At 73.6% G+C, this 17,233-nt stretch carries 18 protein-coding genes; 9 read left to right on the plus strand and 9 right to left on the minus strand.

The annotated features are described in order from the left end of the window. Positions 1–24: 24 nt before the first annotated feature. Positions 25–738 carry a ferric iron reductase gene (locus ABD981_RS03650; protein WP_046910567.1) on the minus strand — a complete coding sequence of 238 codons (714 nt, stop codon included), beginning with the start codon at positions 736–738 and terminating at the stop codon, positions 25–27. Positions 739–1,045: 307 nt separating this feature from the next. On the opposite strand from ABD981_RS03650, the gene ABD981_RS03655 reads away from it, so the two are divergent. Next, positions 1,046–2,116, plus strand: coding sequence for a DMT family transporter (locus tag ABD981_RS03655; protein ID WP_123954969.1), 1,071 nt, complete (start codon positions 1,046–1,048; stop codon positions 2,114–2,116). On the opposite strand, the gene ABD981_RS03660 is transcribed toward ABD981_RS03655, so the two are convergent. From ABD981_RS03660 to panD, 3 genes are all read right to left on the minus strand, one after another. Continuing rightward, entirely contained in the window at positions 1,997–3,379 is a 1,383-nt protein-coding gene (locus ABD981_RS03660; protein ID WP_046910566.1) for a transglycosylase family protein, read from the minus strand. The genes ABD981_RS03655 and ABD981_RS03660 overlap by 120 nt on opposite strands. A 377-nt stretch (positions 3,380–3,756) precedes the next feature. Beyond that, positions 3,757–4,101, minus strand: coding sequence for a GNAT family N-acetyltransferase (locus tag ABD981_RS03665; protein WP_046910565.1), 345 nt, complete (start codon positions 4,099–4,101; stop codon positions 3,757–3,759). A 59-nt stretch (positions 4,102–4,160) separates the two neighbouring features. Further along, the gene (gene panD / locus ABD981_RS03670) at positions 4,161–4,586 is read right to left on the minus strand and encodes an aspartate 1-decarboxylase (protein WP_046910564.1); all 426 of its coding nucleotides are present in this window, start codon (positions 4,584–4,586) and stop codon (positions 4,161–4,163) included. Between the two features lie 262 nt (positions 4,587–4,848). On the opposite strand from panD, the gene ABD981_RS03675 reads away from it, so the two are divergent. After that, positions 4,849–5,409, plus strand: a complete 561-nt coding sequence (locus ABD981_RS03675) for a SixA phosphatase family protein (protein WP_046910563.1) — start codon at positions 4,849–4,851, stop codon at positions 5,407–5,409. Between the two features lie 115 nt (positions 5,410–5,524). On the opposite strand, the gene ABD981_RS03680 is transcribed toward ABD981_RS03675, so the two are convergent. Then, positions 5,525–5,668, minus strand: a complete 144-nt coding sequence (locus tag ABD981_RS03680) for a hypothetical protein (protein ID WP_165591001.1) — start codon at positions 5,666–5,668, stop codon at positions 5,525–5,527. A 303-nt stretch (positions 5,669–5,971) separates the two neighbouring features. On the opposite strand from ABD981_RS03680, the gene ABD981_RS03685 reads away from it, so the two are divergent. The 4 genes from ABD981_RS03685 (at position 5,972) to ABD981_RS03700 (ending at position 8,059) form a co-directional block, all read left to right on the plus strand. After that, entirely contained in the window at positions 5,972–6,196 is a 225-nt protein-coding gene (locus tag ABD981_RS03685) for a DUF6458 family protein (protein WP_046910562.1), read from the plus strand. A 60-nt stretch (positions 6,197–6,256) separates the two neighbouring features. Further along, entirely contained in the window at positions 6,257–6,631 is a 375-nt protein-coding gene (locus ABD981_RS03690; protein ID WP_046910561.1) for a ribosome maturation factor RimM, read from the plus strand. An 86-nt stretch (positions 6,632–6,717) separates the two neighbouring features. Then, entirely contained in the window at positions 6,718–7,170 is a 453-nt protein-coding gene (locus tag ABD981_RS03695) for an SRPBCC family protein (protein ID WP_046910560.1), read from the plus strand. A 367-nt stretch (positions 7,171–7,537) separates the two neighbouring features. After that, on the plus strand, positions 7,538–8,059 hold the full coding sequence (locus tag ABD981_RS03700) for a DUF6328 family protein (RefSeq protein WP_046910559.1): 522 nt from the start codon (positions 7,538–7,540) through the stop codon (positions 8,057–8,059). Positions 8,060–8,144: 85 nt separating this feature from the next. Here the strand turns inward: ABD981_RS03700 and ABD981_RS03705 are convergent, their stop codons facing one another. The 3 genes from ABD981_RS03705 to ABD981_RS03715 form a co-directional block, all read right to left on the minus strand. Then, positions 8,145–8,318, minus strand: coding sequence for a CsbD family protein (locus ABD981_RS03705; RefSeq protein ID WP_123954968.1), 174 nt, complete (start codon positions 8,316–8,318; stop codon positions 8,145–8,147). A gap of 94 nt (positions 8,319–8,412) precedes the next feature. Beyond that, the gene (locus ABD981_RS03710; protein ID WP_046910558.1) at positions 8,413–10,143 is read right to left on the minus strand and encodes a thiamine pyrophosphate-dependent enzyme; all 1,731 of its coding nucleotides are present in this window, start codon (positions 10,141–10,143) and stop codon (positions 8,413–8,415) included. Positions 10,144–10,175: 32 nt separating this feature from the next. After that, a complete protein-coding gene (locus ABD981_RS03715) occupies positions 10,176–11,768 on the minus strand; it encodes an FMN-binding glutamate synthase family protein (RefSeq protein WP_046910557.1) in 1,593 nt (530 codons plus the stop codon). 114 nt (positions 11,769–11,882) lie between these two features. On the opposite strand from ABD981_RS03715, the gene ABD981_RS03720 reads away from it, so the two are divergent. Beyond that, on the plus strand, positions 11,883–12,224 hold the full coding sequence (locus ABD981_RS03720; protein ID WP_131723922.1) for a hypothetical protein: 342 nt from the start codon (positions 11,883–11,885) through the stop codon (positions 12,222–12,224). A 110-nt stretch (positions 12,225–12,334) separates the two neighbouring features. After that, the gene (locus tag ABD981_RS03725; RefSeq protein WP_046910555.1) at positions 12,335–12,496 is read left to right on the plus strand and encodes a DUF5670 family protein; all 162 of its coding nucleotides are present in this window, start codon (positions 12,335–12,337) and stop codon (positions 12,494–12,496) included. A 92-nt stretch (positions 12,497–12,588) separates the two neighbouring features. Here ABD981_RS03725 and ABD981_RS03730 read toward each other — a convergent pair whose 3' ends face one another. After that, positions 12,589–12,816: a DUF5133 domain-containing protein gene (locus ABD981_RS03730; RefSeq protein WP_046910554.1), complete on the minus strand. Its 228-nt coding sequence runs from the start codon at positions 12,814–12,816 to the stop codon at positions 12,589–12,591. Between the two features lie 279 nt (positions 12,817–13,095). Between ABD981_RS03730 and ABD981_RS03735 the strand changes: the two genes are divergently transcribed. Further along, positions 13,096–17,121 carry a HAMP domain-containing protein gene (locus tag ABD981_RS03735; protein WP_046910553.1) on the plus strand — a complete coding sequence of 1,342 codons (4,026 nt, stop codon included), beginning with the start codon at positions 13,096–13,098 and terminating at the stop codon, positions 17,119–17,121. Positions 17,122–17,233 lie beyond the last annotated feature (112 nt).

Here is a 17,233-nt window from a genome sequence, read left to right on the forward strand (position 1 = left end):
GTCAGTACTCCCAAAGACGCAACTTTACGGAGCCGGGGGCCGCGCCTCCAAACCCGTTCGGGGCGGGTGGTCGAACACACAGTCGCCGCAGAGGCCGCCGGAGGGGCAGCGGTAGTAGAGGCAGCAGCTGGTGCGGCGCAGGGCGGGGCCCCGGACCGTACGGTCCAGGTCGGGGTGGTCGAAGAGGCCCCGGACGAGGACGGCGGCCCGGTCGGCGGCGTCCGGGCGGCCGTGGGCGCGGGCCCAGCGGACGAGCTCGCGCAGCGCCCCGGCGAGCGCGGAGCCCGCGTTGCCCCACAGCAGGCGCTCGGAGATCCGCCCGTCGCGGGCGAAGGCCGCGTGCAGCGGGACCAGGTGGGCCTCGTGGACGGCGGCCCGCAGCTCCTCGACGCCGGCGGGGAGGGTGCTGCCGCCGGACCACCACAGGTCGTCGGGCGAGGTGAGGGCGCCGTCCCAGTGCAGGGTGGCGGGCGTCAGCTCGGGGAAGCGGCCGTGCAGGGCGGCGGGGCCCAGGGCGGTGGACCACAGACGGGCGGCGAGGCCGAGGTGCGCGATCGAGGCACCGACCCGGCGCTCGGGGGCGCCGAGCCGGGCGGTGACGCGGTCCACCCGCGCGGCGAGCGGGCCGTCCTCCCCCGCGTACAGACGGGAGAGCGGGAGGTGTGCCGCGCCGGGGCCGGGCGGGGTGGTGCGCAGCGCGAAGAAGCCGCCCACCTGTGCGCTGTCGTCGAGATCCACGCCCGCATCCTCCCGTACCCGCCGCCCGCTCCGGACCTCCCCGCCCCGAATCGATCAGGTCCGGCCCGGGCGGGCCAATGTGGACCGGACCGGGCTCCGACTGGCTCGGGTTCCGCTGTCCGCGGGGGCCCGGATCGGCGCTGCCCGCCTCGGCCCGGGCACCGGAAAGGTCGCGTTCCACCCGGCCTGACCTGCGCGGGCGTACATCCCAGGGTGTACGGGGGGAGTTCGTACTCCATCTGCGGTACCTCCGATCGCGTCCCCAGGTACGAGGACGGGAGCGCTCCGGAGAGAGATCGTGGAAGGTATGAGCCCCCTCCTGCTGTCCGTGCTCCTCTCCCTGGTCTCGGCGGTCGCCTACGCGGCCGCGGCGATCGTGCAGGAGCGCGTCGCGGCCTCCGCCACCGGACCGCGCTACGCCCCGCTGCGCACCCCCGCGTGGTGGGGCTCGGTCCTGCTCAACGGCCTCGGCGCGGCCCTCCACGTGGCCGCGCTGGCCTACGGGCCGCTCAGCCTGGTCCAGCCGCTGGGCGCGCTGACGATCGTGTTCGCGCTGCCGATGGCGGCGCTCTTCGTGGGCCGCAGGGCGGGCCGGACGGCCTGGCGGGGCGCCCTGATGGCGACCGTGGGCCTGGCCGGGCTGCTCAGTCTGACCGGCGGCTCCGGGGCGCAGACCCTCTCCGCCGGCGAGCGCCGGCTGCTCACCGTGGCGGCCTTCGGCGTGGTGGCCCTGCTGTTCCTCGCCGCCCGCCTGGTGGGCCGCTCGGTGCTGCGCAGCGTGATCCTGGCCGCCGCGGCCGGGGTGTCCTTCGGCATCGCCTCGGTGTTCACGAAGACGGTCGCCGAGGAGTGGACGCCGAGCGCGCCGCTCGCCGAGTGGACCAGCCTGCTGACCCTCTCGGCGCTCGCGGTGACCGGACTGCTGCTGTCCCAGGCCTCCTACCGGGGCGCGGGCCTCGCGGCCCCGCTCGCCACGGTCACCGTGGTCAACCCGGTGATCGCGGCGACGGTGGGCCTGACGCTGTTCGGCGAATCCTTCCGTTACGGCACGGCCGGCGGCGTGGCCGCGCTGATCTGCGGCGCGGTGGCGGCGGGCGGCCTGGTCCAGCTCACCCTCGACCGGCTGGGCCGGGCCGAGGACGCGCCGGGGGTGTCATCGGACCGGGCGCGGTCCGGCGGGGCGCGATCAGCCCGATCAGCCGGTTCAGTCGAGTCAGTCGGGTCAGCAGGGTCCGCCCGATCAGCCGGGTCAGCCGGGTCAGATCGACACGCCCCGGGCGCGGAGGTAGGCCAAGGGGTCGATGTCGGAGCCGTACCCGGGACCCGTGCGCATCTCGAAGTGCAGGTGCGGTCCCGAACTGTTGCCGGTCGACCCTGAGCGGGCGATGCGCTGTCCGGTGTTGACCCGCTGCCCGTCGCGGACGTTCAGCGCGGACAGGTGCGCGTACTGGCTGTAGCGGCCGTCCTCGTGGCGGATGACGACCTGGTAGCCGTACGAGCCGGCCCAGCCGGCGGAGACGACCTTCCCGGCGGCCACGGCCCGCACGGAGGTGCCGGTGGGGACCGGGAAGTCGACGCCCGTGTGGTAGCCGCTGGCCCAGGAGGAGCCCTCCTTGCGGTAGCGGGTGCCGATGTCGGTGTCGGAGACGGGCGAGGTGAAGCGGTCGGCTTCGGGGGCGGCGGGCCGGACCGCGGGCTTGTGGGCGGGCTTCGTGACCGGCCTGGGCGCGGGCTTGTGGACCGGCCGGGCGGCCGGGGGCCTGGCCGCGGGGGTGGTGACGGGCCTGGTGACGGGTTTCGCCGCGGGCCTGGCGACCGGCTTGGTGGCGGGCTTGGTGGCCGGGGCCTTCGTCGCCGGGGCCTTCGTCGCCGGGGCCTTCGTCGCCGGGGGCTTCGGGGCCGGGGGCTCCGCCGGCCGCGTGGGCTTCGGATCGGCCTTCTCGGGCGCCTTGGGGGCGGCCATCCGCAGCGTGAGCCGCTGGCCGGGGTGGATCAGGTCGGGGTCGTCGCCGACGACCTTCCGGTTCGTCTCGTAGAGGCGCTGCCAGCCGCCCCGGACGTGCTCGTCACGGGCGATGGCGGAGAGCGAGTCGCCGGGCGCGACGGTGTACATCTCGCGCACGCTCGGCACGGCGGTCGGGCTGGTGCCCGCGGGCTTCTTCCGCTGACCGGGTAACGCGGCCTTCGTGGCGGAGGAGGCCGTCGCGGCGTCCGCCAGCGGCCGGGTGCGCTGCGTCTGGGTCGCCGTACCCGAAGCCTCGCCGCCGCGTTCCAGCCCGGCCCGGGGCGCGCAGGCCGGCCAGGCGCCCGGTCCCTGCCCCTTGAGCACGCGTTCGGCGACGGCGATCTGCTGGTCCCGGGAGGCCAGGTCGGCGCGCGGCGCGTAGTGCGTGCCGCCGTACCGCTCCCAGGTCGACTGGCTGAACTGGAGCCCGCCGAAGTAGCCGTTGCCGGTGTTGATCTGCCAGTTGGAGGAGGACTCGCAGGCGGCGAGCTTCTCCCAGACGTCGAGCGAGGCCGCCTGTGCCGTGCCCGCGCCGATCAGCGGCAGGGCCATCCCGGCGCCGCCCGCGGTGACCGTGAGCGAGGCACGGTTGATCAGGCTCGGCTGGTGGCGGCGGTGTCTCCCGCGTACGGCCATGGGCCCCCCTTGAACGCATCGGCAGTCGCCCACGGTAAGGGCGGGCAACCGTACGTGACAAGGCCCCTGGCACAATCCCCGCCCCGCTCCGTCACCTCCCCGTCAGCGGCCGGCGGGACCCGGCTGCGGCTGGGGCTCCGGCTCGGGGACGGGCACCGGGGTCGGCTGGGGTTCCGGCACCGGGTTCGGCGGCGGTACGGGCGAGGGCACCGGCGGAGGCACCGGCGGCGGGACGGGCGAGGGGGGCTCGGGGTACGGGGGCTGGGTCACGGCGGGCTCCGGTGCGCGGGGGCAGGGTCGGATCCAGGTTGCCCCGGTCCGTCCGCCCCCGCGCGCGGAGCCCGTTCATTCGGGTCGGCGCCCGGCGGCCGGCCGGGTCACCAGAGGTCCGGCGAGGCCTTCAGCTGGGCCTTGGCCGCCCGGACGACCTCCTCCGGGGCCACCGGGGCCTCCTCGGGGTGCCGTGCGGCCCAGGCCGCCGCGTACGGGCAGAGCGGGACGACGGGGACGCCCTCGGCGGCGGCGGTCCGGTAGAACTCCCGGACCAGCGCCCCGGCGACGCCCTGCCCCTCGTGGGTCGCCTCGACCACGGTGTGCACCGCGACGAGGGCGTGCGGCGGGGCGTCCAGGACGAAGTAGACGACGACGCCGGCGTAGTCGCCGTCGTCGAAGGCCTCCAGGCGCCCCTTCTCCCGGTCGTCGCGGATGGTCGGCTCGGCCATGCTGCGGTCCTCCAGACTCGTCGGGCCCGTCGGCTCCGGCCCTCCGGCCGCCCGGGGGCTCAGACCTGCGCGGGCACCGCGTGCGGCGCCCGCACCGTGTCGCTGCCCGGGACCGGCGCGGAGGCGTCCTGTCCCAGCTCCACGATGCGGTTCCCGGCGTCCACGTGCACGACGCGCGGCACGAACGTGCGCGCCTCGGCGTCCTCCACCTGGGCGTAGCTGATGAGGATGACCAGGTCCCCGGGGTGCACGAGGTGGGCCGCGGCCCCGTTGATCCCGATCACGCCGGAGCCTCGCTCGCCCTCGATGACATAGGTCTCCAGGCGGGCCCCGTTGTCGATGTCGACGATGTGGACCAGCTCGCCGGGGAGGAGGTCGGCGGCCTCCATCAGCTCGGCGTCGACGGTGACGGACCCCACGTAGTGCAGGTCGGCCTGGGTGACGGTGGCGCGGTGGATCTTGGACTTGAACAGAGTACGCAGCACTTGGGACTCCTCGAAGACAGCTCCCTGCCTGCTTTGTGCAGGTCAAGGGCGTCGACGACCCTACACCTGCGCCGCCGTCCGATGGTTGTGAGGAACATCGCTCCGGGCGGGCTGGACGGCCTCCCGTCCGGGCTTTCGCCTTCGCCCGCCCGCCCGCCCGCTCGTGCGTGCGCGCGTGCGTGCGTGCGTGCGTGCGATCACGGAGACGGGGTAGACGCATCGTCCGGAACGACCCGGAGCCGTACGCGCGGAAGGAGACGTCATGGGCCCGGAGCCCGGATGCAGGCGGGCGCCACCGGCAGGGGACGGCGCGGCCGGGGTCCGGCTGCTGTTGGTGCGCCACGCGAAGGCCGTGCGCAAGGACCGGCGGATCGACGACTTCGACCGCGAGCTGAGCGAGCGGGGCAGGGGCGACGCGCCCCGGACCGGCCGCCGGCTCGCGGGCTCCGGTCTCGAACCCGACTTCGTGCTCTGCTCCCCGTCGCGCAGGACCCGCCAGACCTGGCGGCTCGCCGCCTCCGCGCTGGAGGACCCGCCGCCCGTCGTCCACGACGAGCGCCTCTACAGGGCGCCGCCCGGCACGCTGGTCTCCGTCCTGGCCGAGCGGAGCCCCGGCCTTCGCACCGTGGGCCTCGTCGGCCACAACCCGGGGATCCGCGAGCTGGCCGCCGGCCTGTGCGGGAGCGGCCCCGCTGAGCTGCTGGAGCGGGTGAGGGCGGGCTTCCCGACCTCGGGCGTGGTGCTGATCGAGCTGCCCGGGGGCTGGGAGTCGCTGTCCCCCGGCAGCGGAAGGGTGATCGCCTGCTGGTCACCGGGCGACTGATCCCGCCGCCGGGCCGGGCGCGCGCCGCCGCCCGGCCCGGCGGGGACGGAATGCGACACGTCCCCGCGATGCACCGCGCGGGGCGCCGGCGTACGCCTGTGGAGCGGGTCGGGCGTCAGCGGTGGCGCAGCCTGCCGAACAGGCGGCGTGCCTGGGCGCGCCTGCGCGGGTCGTTCGCGGCGCGGCGAAGCGACGCCGCCGCGTCACGGCCCCGGGGGCTGCGGGCGAATCGCTTGATGCGGTCCAGCAGTGCGGTCATGGGTTCTCCTCCGATGTCCGTGTCCTGACACATCGTGTTGCCCCGGGCGGCCGTCTCACACGTCCCCTCTGTCGACGATCCGTCAGGAGCCGTGCGCAGGAAGGTCGTTCCCGTACGGGAGCGGCGCGGCCGGTCGAAGTGGGCCGGGAAGGCGGCGAGGCTCGCCGCCACGCTCCCGACGGATCGCCCCGGTCGTGCGGCCCCGGACCGGTCCGTTGCGACCGTCTCCGGGTACGGCGGAATGATCCCCGCGGACCCGGGTACGCGGACGCTGTCCAACCCGCAGGGGAGGAGCAACCAACCATGGGTCTGGGACTGTTCATCATCATGATCGCCGTCGGCGCGATCCTCACGTTCGCGACCGACTGGGAGATCCAAGGGGTCGACCTCGATCTGGTCGGCCTGATCCTCATGGGCGTCGGCCTGCTCGGGACCGCCGTCTACACCAGCGTCCTGCGCCGCCGCCGGATGGTGGTCCCGCCGGTGGCGCCCACGGTCACCGACGACGACCGTCGTGACCTGCTCTGAGGCGGCCCGCACGTCCGGCGCCGCGCCCTGCACGAACCCAGCGACAGAGGAGTGACAGCGATGACCGACCATCTGTGGTCCTTCAGTGCCGAGTCCGGCCACCTGGCGGGTACCGACCTCACCGGGTGGCGCGTCGAGGCCGCCGACGGGCACATCGGCAAGGTGGACAAGCACTCCGACGAGGTGGACGACTCCTATCTCGTCGTCGACACAGGCGTCTGGATCTTCGGCAAGGAGGTGCTCATCCCGGCGCGGGCGGTGACCGGCGTCGACCTGGAGGAGCAGACCCTCCACCTCGCCCTGTCGAAGGAACAGGTCAAGGACTCGCCCGAGTTCGTCTCCGACAAGCACCTCGCGGACCGCCAGAACCGCGAGGAGATCGACCAGTACTACCGCGCCTCCTGGCCCTTCGGGGGAGGCGTGGGCGGCTTCTGACGGGCCGCCGGCCCGCCCCGGCACACAGGAGCTCAGCAGCACGTCCCGACGGGGACGCGATCCCCGTCCGAGAGAAAGGTGTCGCCATGTCCCAGGTGGAGGAGTCGGTCGAGGTCGAGGTACCGGTCCGCGCCGCGTACGACCAGTGGACCCAGTTCGAGACGTTCCCCCGCTTCATGGACGGAGTGGAGCGGATCGAGCAGCGCACGGACACGCTCACCCACTGGACCACCGAGATCGGCGGGGTGCGGCGCGAGTTCGACGCCGTCGTCACCGAGCAGATCCCGGACGAGCGCGTCGCGTGGACGACGGTCGAGGGCGAGGCCCGCCAGGCGGGCGTGGTGACCTTCCACCGCCTCGACGAGACCCGGACGAAGGTCATGCTCCAGATGGACTTCGCCCCCGAAGGGCTGACGGAGCAGGCGGGCGACAAGCTCGGCTTCGTCAAGCGCAAGGTGGCCGGCGACCTCAAGCGGTTCAAGTCGTTCATCGAGGAGCGCGGTGGCCTGCAGACGGGCGGCTGGCGCGGATCGGTCTGAGATCCGGCGACGGCCGGGAGGAGCGCCGGGGCCCCGTGCACGGCATACCCGTGCACGGGCCCCCGCCGGGGCGGGCCCCGCACGCGCACTCCCGCAGAGCGCAGTCCCGTCCGAGGACCCCAGTGCCCCGGGCCGGAGCGGCGGGAGCCGTCCCCGCGCTCCCGCCGCGTCCCCCCCGGCGCACCGCGCCGACGGGACGGGGCCCCGCCGCCGTCATCGGCGGCGGGGCCCCCGCGAACGGCCGGCCCGGCCGCGGCCCCGACTCCGCGCCGTGCCGCGCCGGACGGAAGCCCCCACACCCGATGGGGGCTTTCGCCATGAGACGGTGCCATCCCGTTCCTGCCCCGCCCTTCAGAGGAGGACCCCCATGAACGAACGAGACGGCGGTACGCCGGAGGACGAGCGGAGGGAGTCCCCTCGCGACGGACGCGGCGAGACGGAGGAGGAACGCGCGGACCGGCGCTGGCAGGAGCTCCTCCAGGAGATCCGGGTGGCACAGACCGGCGTCCAGATCCTCCTCGGTTTCCTCCTCACCGTGGTGTTCACCCCGCTCTTCCACGAGCTGGAGCAGACCGACAAGAGGATCTACCTGGTCACGGTCGTCCTCGGATCCCTGGCAACGGGCGCCCTGATCGGCCCCGTCTCCTTCCACCGGATCGTGTCGGGGCGGCGGATCAAGCCGCATGCCGTCGTGTGGGCCTCCCGGCTCACCTTCGCCGGCATCCTGCTGCTGCTCGCGACGCTGATCTCCGCCCTGTTCCTCATCCTGCGGGTGGCGACCCACGACCCGTACGTGCCCTGGCTGGTCTCGGGTGTCCTCGCCTGGTACCTGATCTGCTGGTTCGCCCTGCCGCTGTGGGTCCGCACCCGCTACGCCGAGCGAGGCTGACCGGAGCCGGGGACGACGGAGAGGGGCGGCCCGCCATCGGCGGGCCGCCCCTCTCCCTGCCGGACGAGGTCCGTCGCAGGTCGGATCAGTGCTTGAAGACGTCCTTCGCCTTCTCCTTGGCGGTGCGGGCGTCGCCCTTGGCCTGCTCGGCCCGGCCTTCCGCCTCAAGGCGCTCGTTGTCGGTCATCCGGCCGACCGCCTCCTTGGCCTTGCCCTTGGCCTGCTCGACCTTGGCCTTGCCCTTCTGCTCACCGGACACGAGATCGCTCCCTTCGTGCGACGCGTCTGACACCAGGACGCCTCACCGCGATCCGCGAGAACAAACCCATGGATTTCGGGCGCCGCCTCACCGCTCAGCGCGCACCGGAGGGCAGGTTCTCCTTGATCTTGGCGATGGCGAAGCCCCACCCCTGCGACACCGTCGGCTTGCCCGGGACGGCCACTTCCGCCGGGTTGGTCAGCACGTCGAGGAGGACCGGGCCGGGCAGGGCGAGCGCCTTGCGCACGGCCTCGTCCACCTCGCCCGGCGAGGTGACGCGGATGCCGGTCAGCCCGAGCGCCTCGGCCACGGCGGCGAAGTCGGGGTTGTCCAGCACCGTCCCGAACTCGGGAAGCCCCGCCTGCTCCTGCTCCAGCTTGACCATGCCGAGGCGGCGGTTGTCGAAGACGACGAGCTTCACCGGCAGCCGTTCGGAGCGGATCGTCATGAGGTCGCCGAGGAGCATGCCGAGGCCGCCGTCGCCGCAGAAGGCCACGACCTGCCGGTCCGGGGCCCACAGCTGCGCCCCGATGGCCTGGGGCATGGCGTTGGCCATGGAGCCGAGGTTGTAGGAGCCGATCAGCCGGCGGGTGCCGCGCATGCGCACGAGCCGCGAGAGCCACACGGTGGCCATGCCGGTGTCCGAGGTGAAGATCGCGTCGTCGGCGGCGTGGCGGTCGACGGCCGCCGCGAGGGCCTCGGGACGGATGGCGGCCTCCCGGTTGTCGAACACGGCCCGCACGCGTCCCAGGAGCCGCTTGTCGTGGGCGGGGTCGGCGAGGCCGGCCTGCCCCTCCTGCCAGTCCGCGTACCGTTCGCGGGCCCCGTCGAGGTGGGAACGCGACGCGACGGGGGCCAGCAGCGGCAGCAGGGCCCTCAGCGTCGCGCCCACGTCCCCGGCGAGCCCGACGTCCACCGGGACGCGGCGTCCGAGGTGCTCCTCGCGGGTGTCGATCTGCACGACCCGGCAGTCCTCCGGGTACCAGTCCCGGTAGGGGAAGTCCGTCCCGAGCATGATCAGGGTGTCGCAGGCGTCCATGGCGTGGGCCGCGGCCGGATTGCCGATGAGGCCGGTCTGGCCGACCTCGTACGGGTTGTCGTCCTCGAAGCCCTCCTTTCCCTTCAGGGTCAGCACCATGGGCGCCGAGAGCAGCTCGGCGGCGCGCAGCACCTCCTCGCGGGCCTCCCGGGCGCCGCGGCCGACCAGGAGGGTGACCCGCGAGCCCCGGCCGATCGTCTCGGCCGCCTCGGCGAGCGCCGGGTCGTCGGGGCGGGTGACGGCCGGACGCGGCAGCGCGAACCGCGTCGGCCGGTCCTCCTCGACCTCCTGGTCACCGAGGTCGCCGGGGACGGTCAGCACCGCCACGCCGCGCCCGGTCACGGCCGCCCGCACCGCGGACTCCAGCAGCCGGGGCATCTGGGAGGGGGAGGTCACGGTGGCCCGGTACACGGCCACGTCCCGGAAGAGGAGGTCGTTGTCGACCTCCTGGAAGTAGTCGCCGCCCAGCTCCGACAGCGGCACCTGGCCGCAGATCGCCAGGACCGGCGCCCCGCTCTTGGCCGCGTCGTACAGTCCGTTGAGCAGGTGCACCGAGCCCGGTCCCACGGTGCCCATGCAGACGGCCGGCTCTCCGGAGAGCTGGGCGCGCGCTCCGGCGGCGAAGGCCGCCGCCTCCTCGTGGCGGAAGCCGGTCCAGTCGATGCCCTCGGTGGTGCGGATGGCGTCGGTGATCGGGTTGAGCGCGTCGCCGACGACGCCGAAGACGCGGTCGACGCCGAGGTCTGCGAGCCCGTCGACGATCACCTGTGCGACGGTACGGGACATGGGGTCTCCTTCCTCTGGGGCCGCCGGCCTGTTCACCGGAGGGTGAACCGGTCCGGGTGGGCCGCCTTCCAGTCGCCTGCCCAGGTGTCCGGAACCGATGCGGGCGACAGGAGCACTCCGGGTTCGAGCGGCTCGTACAGCTCGGCGTGGGAGCGCACGGCGTCCGGTCCGACCCGGCGCAGCAGCATGCCGGGCTCCAGGTCCCCGGGGCCGTCGGCGCCCATGGCGGCCATGAGGGCCAGGGCGCTGCGGACGGTCGCCTCCTGGAAGCGCCGGACCCGCTCCGCCTTGTCCTGGACGTCGAGGGCGCGGGCGCGCCGGTGGTCCTGGGTGGCCACCCCCACGGGGCAGGTGTTGGTGTGGCAACGCTGGGCCTGTATGCATCCGAGGGCGAACATCATGGCCCGGGCGGAGTTGGTGTAGTCGGCACCCTGGATCAGCCGCTTGACGATGTCGCTGCCGGTGGCGACCTTGCCGGAGGCGCCGATCCTGATCCGGTCGCGCAGCCCCGTGCCGACGAGGGCCCGGTGCACCGTGGTCAGGCCCTCGGTGAGGGGCAGGCCGACGCTGTCCGCGAACTCCAGCGGGGCGGCGCCCGTACCGCCCTCCGCCCCGTCGACGACGATGAAGTCGGGGGTGAGGTCCTCCTCCAGCATCGCCTTGCAGACGGCGAGGAAGTCGCGGCGCGCGCCCACGCACAGCTTGAAGCCGACCGGCTTGCCGCCGGAGAGCTCCCGCATCCGGCCGAGGAAGCGCACCAGCTCCCGGGGGGTCCGGTAGACGCGGTGGTACGGCGGCGAGATCACCGTACGGCCCTCGGGGACGCCGCGGACGGCGGCGATCTCCCGGCCGACCTTGGAGCCGGGCAGCACTCCCCCGATGCCGGGCTTCGCGCCCTGGCTGATCTTCAGCAGGACGCAGGCGACCTGGTCGAGCGCGGCCTTCTCGGCGAACAGCCGCGGGTCGAAGCCGCCGTCCTCGGCACGGCAGCCGAAGTACCCGGTCCCGATTTCCCAGACGAGGTCGCCGCCGGGGGCGAGGTGGTGCTCCGACACCCCGCCCTCGCCTGTGTCGTGGGCGAAGCCGCCGCGCCGGGCGCCCTCGTTCAGGGCGCGGACGGCCGGGGCCGACAGGGAGCCGAAGCTCATCGCCGACACGTTGAGCAGCGCCATGTCGTAGGGCCGCGCGCAGTCGGGGCCGCCGATCCGGACCCGGGGCGCCTCGTCCGGCACCGGGCGTGGCGCCATGGAGGGGACCAGGTACTCGGTGCCGGTCCGGTCCAGCTCCAGCTCGGTGCCGAAGGGGTCCTCGGCGTCCGTCCCCTTCGCCCGCTCGTACACGATGGACCGGGTGTCCCGGTCGAAGGGCACGCCGTCGACGTTCCTCTCGACGAAGTACTGCTGCACCTCGGGGCGGATCGCCTCCATCGCGAACCGCAGGTGCCCGAGGAGCGGATAGTTGCGCAGGATCGAGTGGCGCCGCTGGACGACGTCGTACGTCGCGAGCGCGGCGAGCAGCAGGGCGGGGCCGGCCGCGCACCACCACCACGGGGACACCAGGACGGCCGCGAGGCCGGTGGCGAGCGCGGCGAGCACGGAACAGACCACGAGCAGTGACGTCACCATGGACGGTCGTCTGTCCCGTACGGGCGCGGTCAAGCACGCGGGATGGGGCGCGGGGCGTGGGCGGGACCGTGATCCACCAGGTTTAGGGTGCGGGACTCCGGCGAGACGGTGCCCATGAGTGCTTCGGAGAACAGCGGACGCAGCCCCCTCCCCTGGACCGGCCTCTACGCCGTCCCGGACCGCCCCGGCCCGACGCGGGTGGACCACCCCGACGTGGACGAGGCGTACGAGCCGGCGGGCCCGCGCCCCCTTCCCGCGCCGTCCGCGGAGACGGCCGGCGGGACCGGGGGCGGCCTGCGGGCCCCGGCGCGCGCCCGCCGGACCGTGACGGCCGGTGCCGCTGCCGGCACGGCGGCCGCGCTCGCCCTCGCGTACGGGTGGGGGCGCCGGACCGGACGCCTGGCCGCACGACGCGACCTGGGCCCGGTGGCCCTGTTCTTCGAACGCCGCAGCTGAGCCGGCGGCGCTTCCGCCCCCGCGAGGGGCCGACGCCCGCGTGTCCGCCGTGCGCCGCCCTTTCACCTTTCCGTTTTCCGTCAGTCACCGTCTTCCCGGAGGTCGACCCCATGGTCCCCCTGCTTCTCGTCCTGCTCCTCGCCCTGCTGCTCTTCGGCGCCGGCTTCGCCGTGAAGGCGCTCTGGTGGATAGCCGTCATCGTGCTCGTCCTGTGGCTGCTGGGCTTCGTGGCCCGGCCGAAGGGCGGCTCGAGCCGCTGGTACCGCTGGTAGGCGGCCTCCGGCGGACGCGCTCCCGCCCGAGCACGCGGCCGAGCCCGGCACCCTCCTGAGGGAGGTGCCGGGCTCGGCCGCGTGCTCGGTGCTCAGGCGCTCAGCACCGAGTCGTCCTCGGGGCGCGCGCCCGGCAGACGGTGGCGGGCCGCGATCAGCGCCGCGTCCACGTCCCGCGTACCGGTGGACACGCACAGCGTGTAGGCGAGGTCGTCCATGCGCCGCCGTACTTCTTCGCCGCCGTTCTCGGCCTTGAGCATCATCAGCGTCTCGTACTGCTCGATGAGCTCGCGCAGGACCGCGGGGTGGGCCATCAGCACGTACTGCTCCCCTCGTCGTCGGGGCGGGGGACCGCCCGGTTCGGGGCGCGTGTACCCCGGTCGCGGCGTCGCACACCCCGTCCCGGGGCCGGGAAGGACGGGTTCCGGCCGGATGACCGGCACTGCCCTCCTGTTGTCGATCACGGAGGGGTAGTGTCGTCATGATTGCCGTACGGCAACGATCGCGGCAGCCGCAGTCGACCAGGGGGAACGGTCGGTGGGCGCGCGGCGTGCGCCGGACGGTCCGTGTGCGCACATGGTGGGGAACGAGGATGGGACATGTCTGAGACGACGACCAGGGGTTCCTCCGGACGGGAACGGTCCGGGCCGGCCGCCGTGGTCGAGCCGGAACTCCGCCAGCTGCTGGCCGGGCTCACGGCGGTGCGGGACGGCGACTTCGGGACCCGTCTGCCGGACGAGGCCGACGGGCTGATGGGCGAGATCTCCCGGGTGTTCAACGGGATGGTCGACCAGCTCTCCCTGTTCACCTCCGAGGTGACGCGGGTGGCGCGCGAGGTCGGCACGGAGGGGACGCTCGGCGGGCAGGCCGCCGTGCCCGGCGTCTCCGGCACCTGGGCCGATCTCACGGACTCGGTCAACGCGATGGCCGGCAACCTCACCACCCAGGTGCGCGACATCGCCCACGTGGCGACGGCCGTCGCCAAGGGAGATCTCTCCCAGAAGATCGACGTGGACGCGCGCGGCGAGATCCTGGAGCTGAAGAACACCATCAACACGATGGTGGACCAGCTCTCGGCCTTCGCCGACGAGGTCACGCGCATGGCCCGGGACGTGGGCACCGAGGGCATCCTCGGAGGGCAGGCCGACGTGAAGGGCGTCTCCGGCACCTGGCGCGACCTGACCGACTCCGTCAACTCGATGGCGGGGAACCTCACCGCCCAGGTCCGGGCGATCGCCCACGTCGCCACCGCCGTCGCGGGCGGCGACCTGTCGAAGAAGGTCGACGTGGACGCCCGGGGCGAGATCCTGGAGCTGAAGACGACCATCAACACGATGGTCGACCAGCTCTCGGCCTTCGCCGACGAGGTGACCCGGGTGGCCCGCGAGGTCGGCACCGAGGGCAACCTCGGCGGCCAGGCCACCGTCCGGGGCGCCTCGGGCACCTGGAAGGACCTCACCGACAACGTCAACGTGATGGCCTCGAACCTCACCGGGCAGGTGCGTTCGATCGCCCAGGTCGCCACCGCCGTGGCCCGCGGCGACCTCTCCCGCCGGATCACCGTGGAGGCCAAGGGCGAGGTCGCCGCCCTCGCCGACACCATCAACACCATGGTGGACACCCTGTCCGCCTTCGCCGACGAGGTGACCCGGGTCGCCCGCGAGGTCGGCACCGAGGGCAGGCTCGGCGGCCAGGCCAGGGTGCCGAACGTGGCCGGGACCTGGAAGGACCTCACCGACAACGTCAACTCCATGGCGAACAACCTGACCGGACAGGTCCGGAACATCGCCCAGGTCACGACCGCCGTCGCCAACGGCGACCTGTCGAAGAAGATCGACGTGGACGCCCGGGGCGAGATCCTGGAGCTGAAGACGACCATCAACACGATGGTCGACCAGCTGTCCTCGTTCGCGGCCGAGGTGACCCGGGTGGCCCGCGAGGTCGGCAGCGAGGGCAGGCTCGGCGGCCAGGCCGAGGTCGAGGGGGTCTCCGGCACCTGGAAGCGGCTGACCGAGAACGTCAACGAGCTGGCGGGCAACCTCACCCGCCAGGTCCGCGCCATCGCCGAGGTCGCGAGCGCCGTCGCCGAGGGCGACCTCACCCGCTCGATCACCGTCGAGGCCTCGGGCGAGGTGGCCGAGCTCAAGGACAACATCAACGCCATGGTGGGCTCGCTGCGCGAGACGACGCGGGCCAACCAGGAGCAGGACTGGCTCAAGTCCAGTCTGGCCCGGATGTCCGCGCTGATGCAGGGCCACCGCGACCTGGCCGTCGTCGCCGAACTCGTCATGGACGAGCTGACCCCGCTCGTGGGCGCCCAGTACGGCGCGTTCTACCTGGCCGAGGAGGGTACCGGCGGCGTCGAGCTGGGCCTCGTCGGCTCCTACGGACGCCCCGCGGGCGACCGGGACCGGGTGCGCTTCCGGCTGGGCGAGTCGCTCGTCGGGCAGGCCGCCCGCAGCCGCCGCACCGTCACCGCCGAGAACGTCCCCGAGGACTACGTCACGATCTCCTCGGGTCTCGGCAGCACCTCCCGGGGCAGCCTCGTGGTGCTGCCGGTCGTCGTCGAGGAGCAGGTGCTCGGCGTCATCGAGCTGATGTCCTTCAGCCCCTTCACCTCCGTGCACCGGGACTTCCTGGAGCAGCTCATGGAGACCGTCGGCGTCAACCTGAGCACCATCGTCGCCAACGTCCGCACCGACGAACTCCTGGACGAGTCCCAGCGGCTGGCCGGCGAGCTCCGCTCGCGCACCGAGGAACTCCAGGTGCGGCAGGAGGAGCTCCAGCGCTCCAACGCCGAGCTGGAGGAGAAGGCGGCGCTGCTCGCCACGCAGAACCGCGACATCGAGGCCAAGAACCTCCAGATCGAGCAGGCCCGGCAGGAGCTGGAGGACCGGGCCCAGCAGCTCGACCTGGCCTCCACGTACAAGTCGGAGTTCCTGGCCAACATGAGCCACGAACTGCGCACCCCGCTCAACAGCCTGCTGATCCTGGCCCAGTTGCTGGCCCAGAACCCGACCCGCAACCTCACGGCCAAGCAGGTCGAGTACGCCGGCATCATCCACTCGGCCGGATCCGACCTGCTCCAGCTGATCAACGACATCCTCGACCTGTCCAAGGTGGAGGCCGGGAAGATGGACCTCAACCCGGAGCGCGTGCCGCTGCGCAAGCTCCTCGACTACGTCGAGGCCACGTTCCGCCCCCTCACCTCGCAGAAGAGCCTCGCCTTCACGGTCTCCACGGCCGCCGGCGTCCCCGTCGACCTCGTCACCGACGACACGCGGCTCCGGCAGGTGCTGCGCAACCTGCTGTCGAACGCGGTCAAGTTCACCGAGCACGGCAGCGTCGAGCTGCGCATCGAACCGGCGTCGGACGACGAGCTGCCCGTGGCCGTGCACCGCGGCGGCCCCGTCGTCGCCTTCCGGGTCGCCGACACCGGCATCGGCATCGCCCCCGAGAACCTGGAGGCCATCTTCGGCGCCTTCCAGCAGGCCGACGGGACGACCAACCGCAAGTACGGCGGCACCGGCCTGGGCCTCTCCATCAGCCGCGAGATCGCCCATCTCCTCGGCGCCGCCCTCACCGTCACCAGCGTGCCGGGCGAGGGCAGCACCTTCACCCTCTACCTCCCCGTCGCCCGCACCGACTTCGCCGAGCAGCCCGCCGCCGCCCCGCCGACGGACTCCCCGGCAGGGTCCGCCCTCCCGGCCCCCGCCCGGGACGGCGCGCTCGCGCTGCCCGGCGGCGCGGCCGCCCGGCCGCCCCGGCGCCTCCTCGTGATCGAGGAGCGCCCGCGCGGGCTCCTCGCCGTCGTCGCCGAGAACGCGGTCGGCCAGCTCTCGGCCGACGGCGGGCAGACGGGCCGGTCGGACATCGAACTGGTCGCGGTCGTCGGCCCCCAGGAGGCCGCCGCCGCACTCGCCACCCAGCCGTTCCACTGCGTCGTGCTCGACGTCGACATGGCGGACGGCGACGCCCTGCGCTTCCTGGACGCCATGGACGGGGACGAGGCGCTGCGCACCGTCCCCGTCCTCGCCCACAACAACCGCCGGCTCCCCGCCGACGAGGAGGGCGCCCTCCAGGACCTCGCCCGCCGCCGACCGCTGGAACTCCTCTCCAGCCTCGACGAGTTGCGCGAGCGGATCGCCCTGCACCTGTCCGCGGAGCAGCCCGGCGACGTCGTGCCGCTGGTGCGCGGCGACCACTGGGCGCCCGCGCCCCAGGCCGTCGACAGCACCCTGAGCGGCAGGACCGTGCTCGCCGTCGACGACGACGCCCGCAACCTGTACGCCCTCAGCGGCATCCTGGAGCTGCACGGCATCACGGTGCTGCACGCCGAGAACGGACGGAAGGGCATCGAGGCGCTGCTGGCGAACCCGGCCGTCTCCCTCGTCCTGATGGACGTGATGATGCCGGAGATGGACGGCTACACCGCGACCGCGCGGATCAGGGAGCTGCCCCAGTACGCGGACCTGCCCGTGATCGCCGTCACCGCGAAGGCCATGCCGGGCGACCGGGAGAAGAGCCTGGCGTCGGGGGCCAGCGACTACGTCACCAAGCCCGTCGACGCCGACGAACTCATCGCCTGCGTCAGCCGCTGGCTCGACGGAGGGTCGGCCTCGTGACCACTCCCCCGCCCATCGGCAGCGGCGTCCCGCACCCCGGCGACGACCTCCCGGCCGTCTCGGACACCGCAGCCGTCTCGGACACCGCGGCCGTCTCGGACACCGCGGCCGT

This window comes from Streptomyces showdoensis (assembly GCF_039535475.1).
Taxonomy (GTDB): domain Bacteria; phylum Actinomycetota; class Actinomycetes; order Streptomycetales; family Streptomycetaceae; genus Streptomyces; species Streptomyces showdoensis.

Bases quoted from the DNA above. Each gene is read 5' to 3' on its own strand.
- ABD981_RS03655 (WP_123954969.1), top strand. From the start codon at position 1,046: ATGAGCCCCCTCCTGCTGTCCGTGCTCCTCTCCCTGGTCTCGGCGGTC.
- ABD981_RS03660 (WP_046910566.1), bottom strand. From the start codon at position 3,379: ATGGCCGTACGCGGGAGACACCGCCGCCACCAGCCGAGCCTGATCAAC.
- ABD981_RS03665 (WP_046910565.1), bottom strand. From the start codon at position 4,101: ATGGCCGAGCCGACCATCCGCGACGACCGGGAGAAGGGGCGCCTGGAG.
- ABD981_RS03675 (WP_046910563.1), top strand. From the start codon at position 4,849: ATGGGCCCGGAGCCCGGATGCAGGCGGGCGCCACCGGCAGGGGACGGC.
- ABD981_RS03680 (WP_165591001.1), bottom strand. From the start codon at position 5,668: ATGACCGCACTGCTGGACCGCATCAAGCGATTCGCCCGCAGCCCCCGG.
- ABD981_RS03685 (WP_046910562.1), top strand. From the start codon at position 5,972: ATGGGTCTGGGACTGTTCATCATCATGATCGCCGTCGGCGCGATCCTC.
- ABD981_RS03690 (WP_046910561.1), top strand. From the start codon at position 6,257: ATGACCGACCATCTGTGGTCCTTCAGTGCCGAGTCCGGCCACCTGGCG.
- ABD981_RS03695 (WP_046910560.1), top strand. From the start codon at position 6,718: ATGTCCCAGGTGGAGGAGTCGGTCGAGGTCGAGGTACCGGTCCGCGCC.
- ABD981_RS03700 (WP_046910559.1), top strand. From the start codon at position 7,538: ATGAACGAACGAGACGGCGGTACGCCGGAGGACGAGCGGAGGGAGTCC.
- ABD981_RS03710 (WP_046910558.1), bottom strand. From the start codon at position 10,143: ATGTCCCGTACCGTCGCACAGGTGATCGTCGACGGGCTCGCAGACCTC.
- ABD981_RS03715 (WP_046910557.1), bottom strand. From the start codon at position 11,768: ATGGTGACGTCACTGCTCGTGGTCTGTTCCGTGCTCGCCGCGCTCGCC.
- ABD981_RS03720 (WP_131723922.1), top strand. From the start codon at position 11,883: ATGAGTGCTTCGGAGAACAGCGGACGCAGCCCCCTCCCCTGGACCGGC.
- ABD981_RS03725 (WP_046910555.1), top strand. From the start codon at position 12,335: ATGGTCCCCCTGCTTCTCGTCCTGCTCCTCGCCCTGCTGCTCTTCGGC.
- ABD981_RS03735 (WP_046910553.1), top strand. From the start codon at position 13,096: ATGTCTGAGACGACGACCAGGGGTTCCTCCGGACGGGAACGGTCCGGG.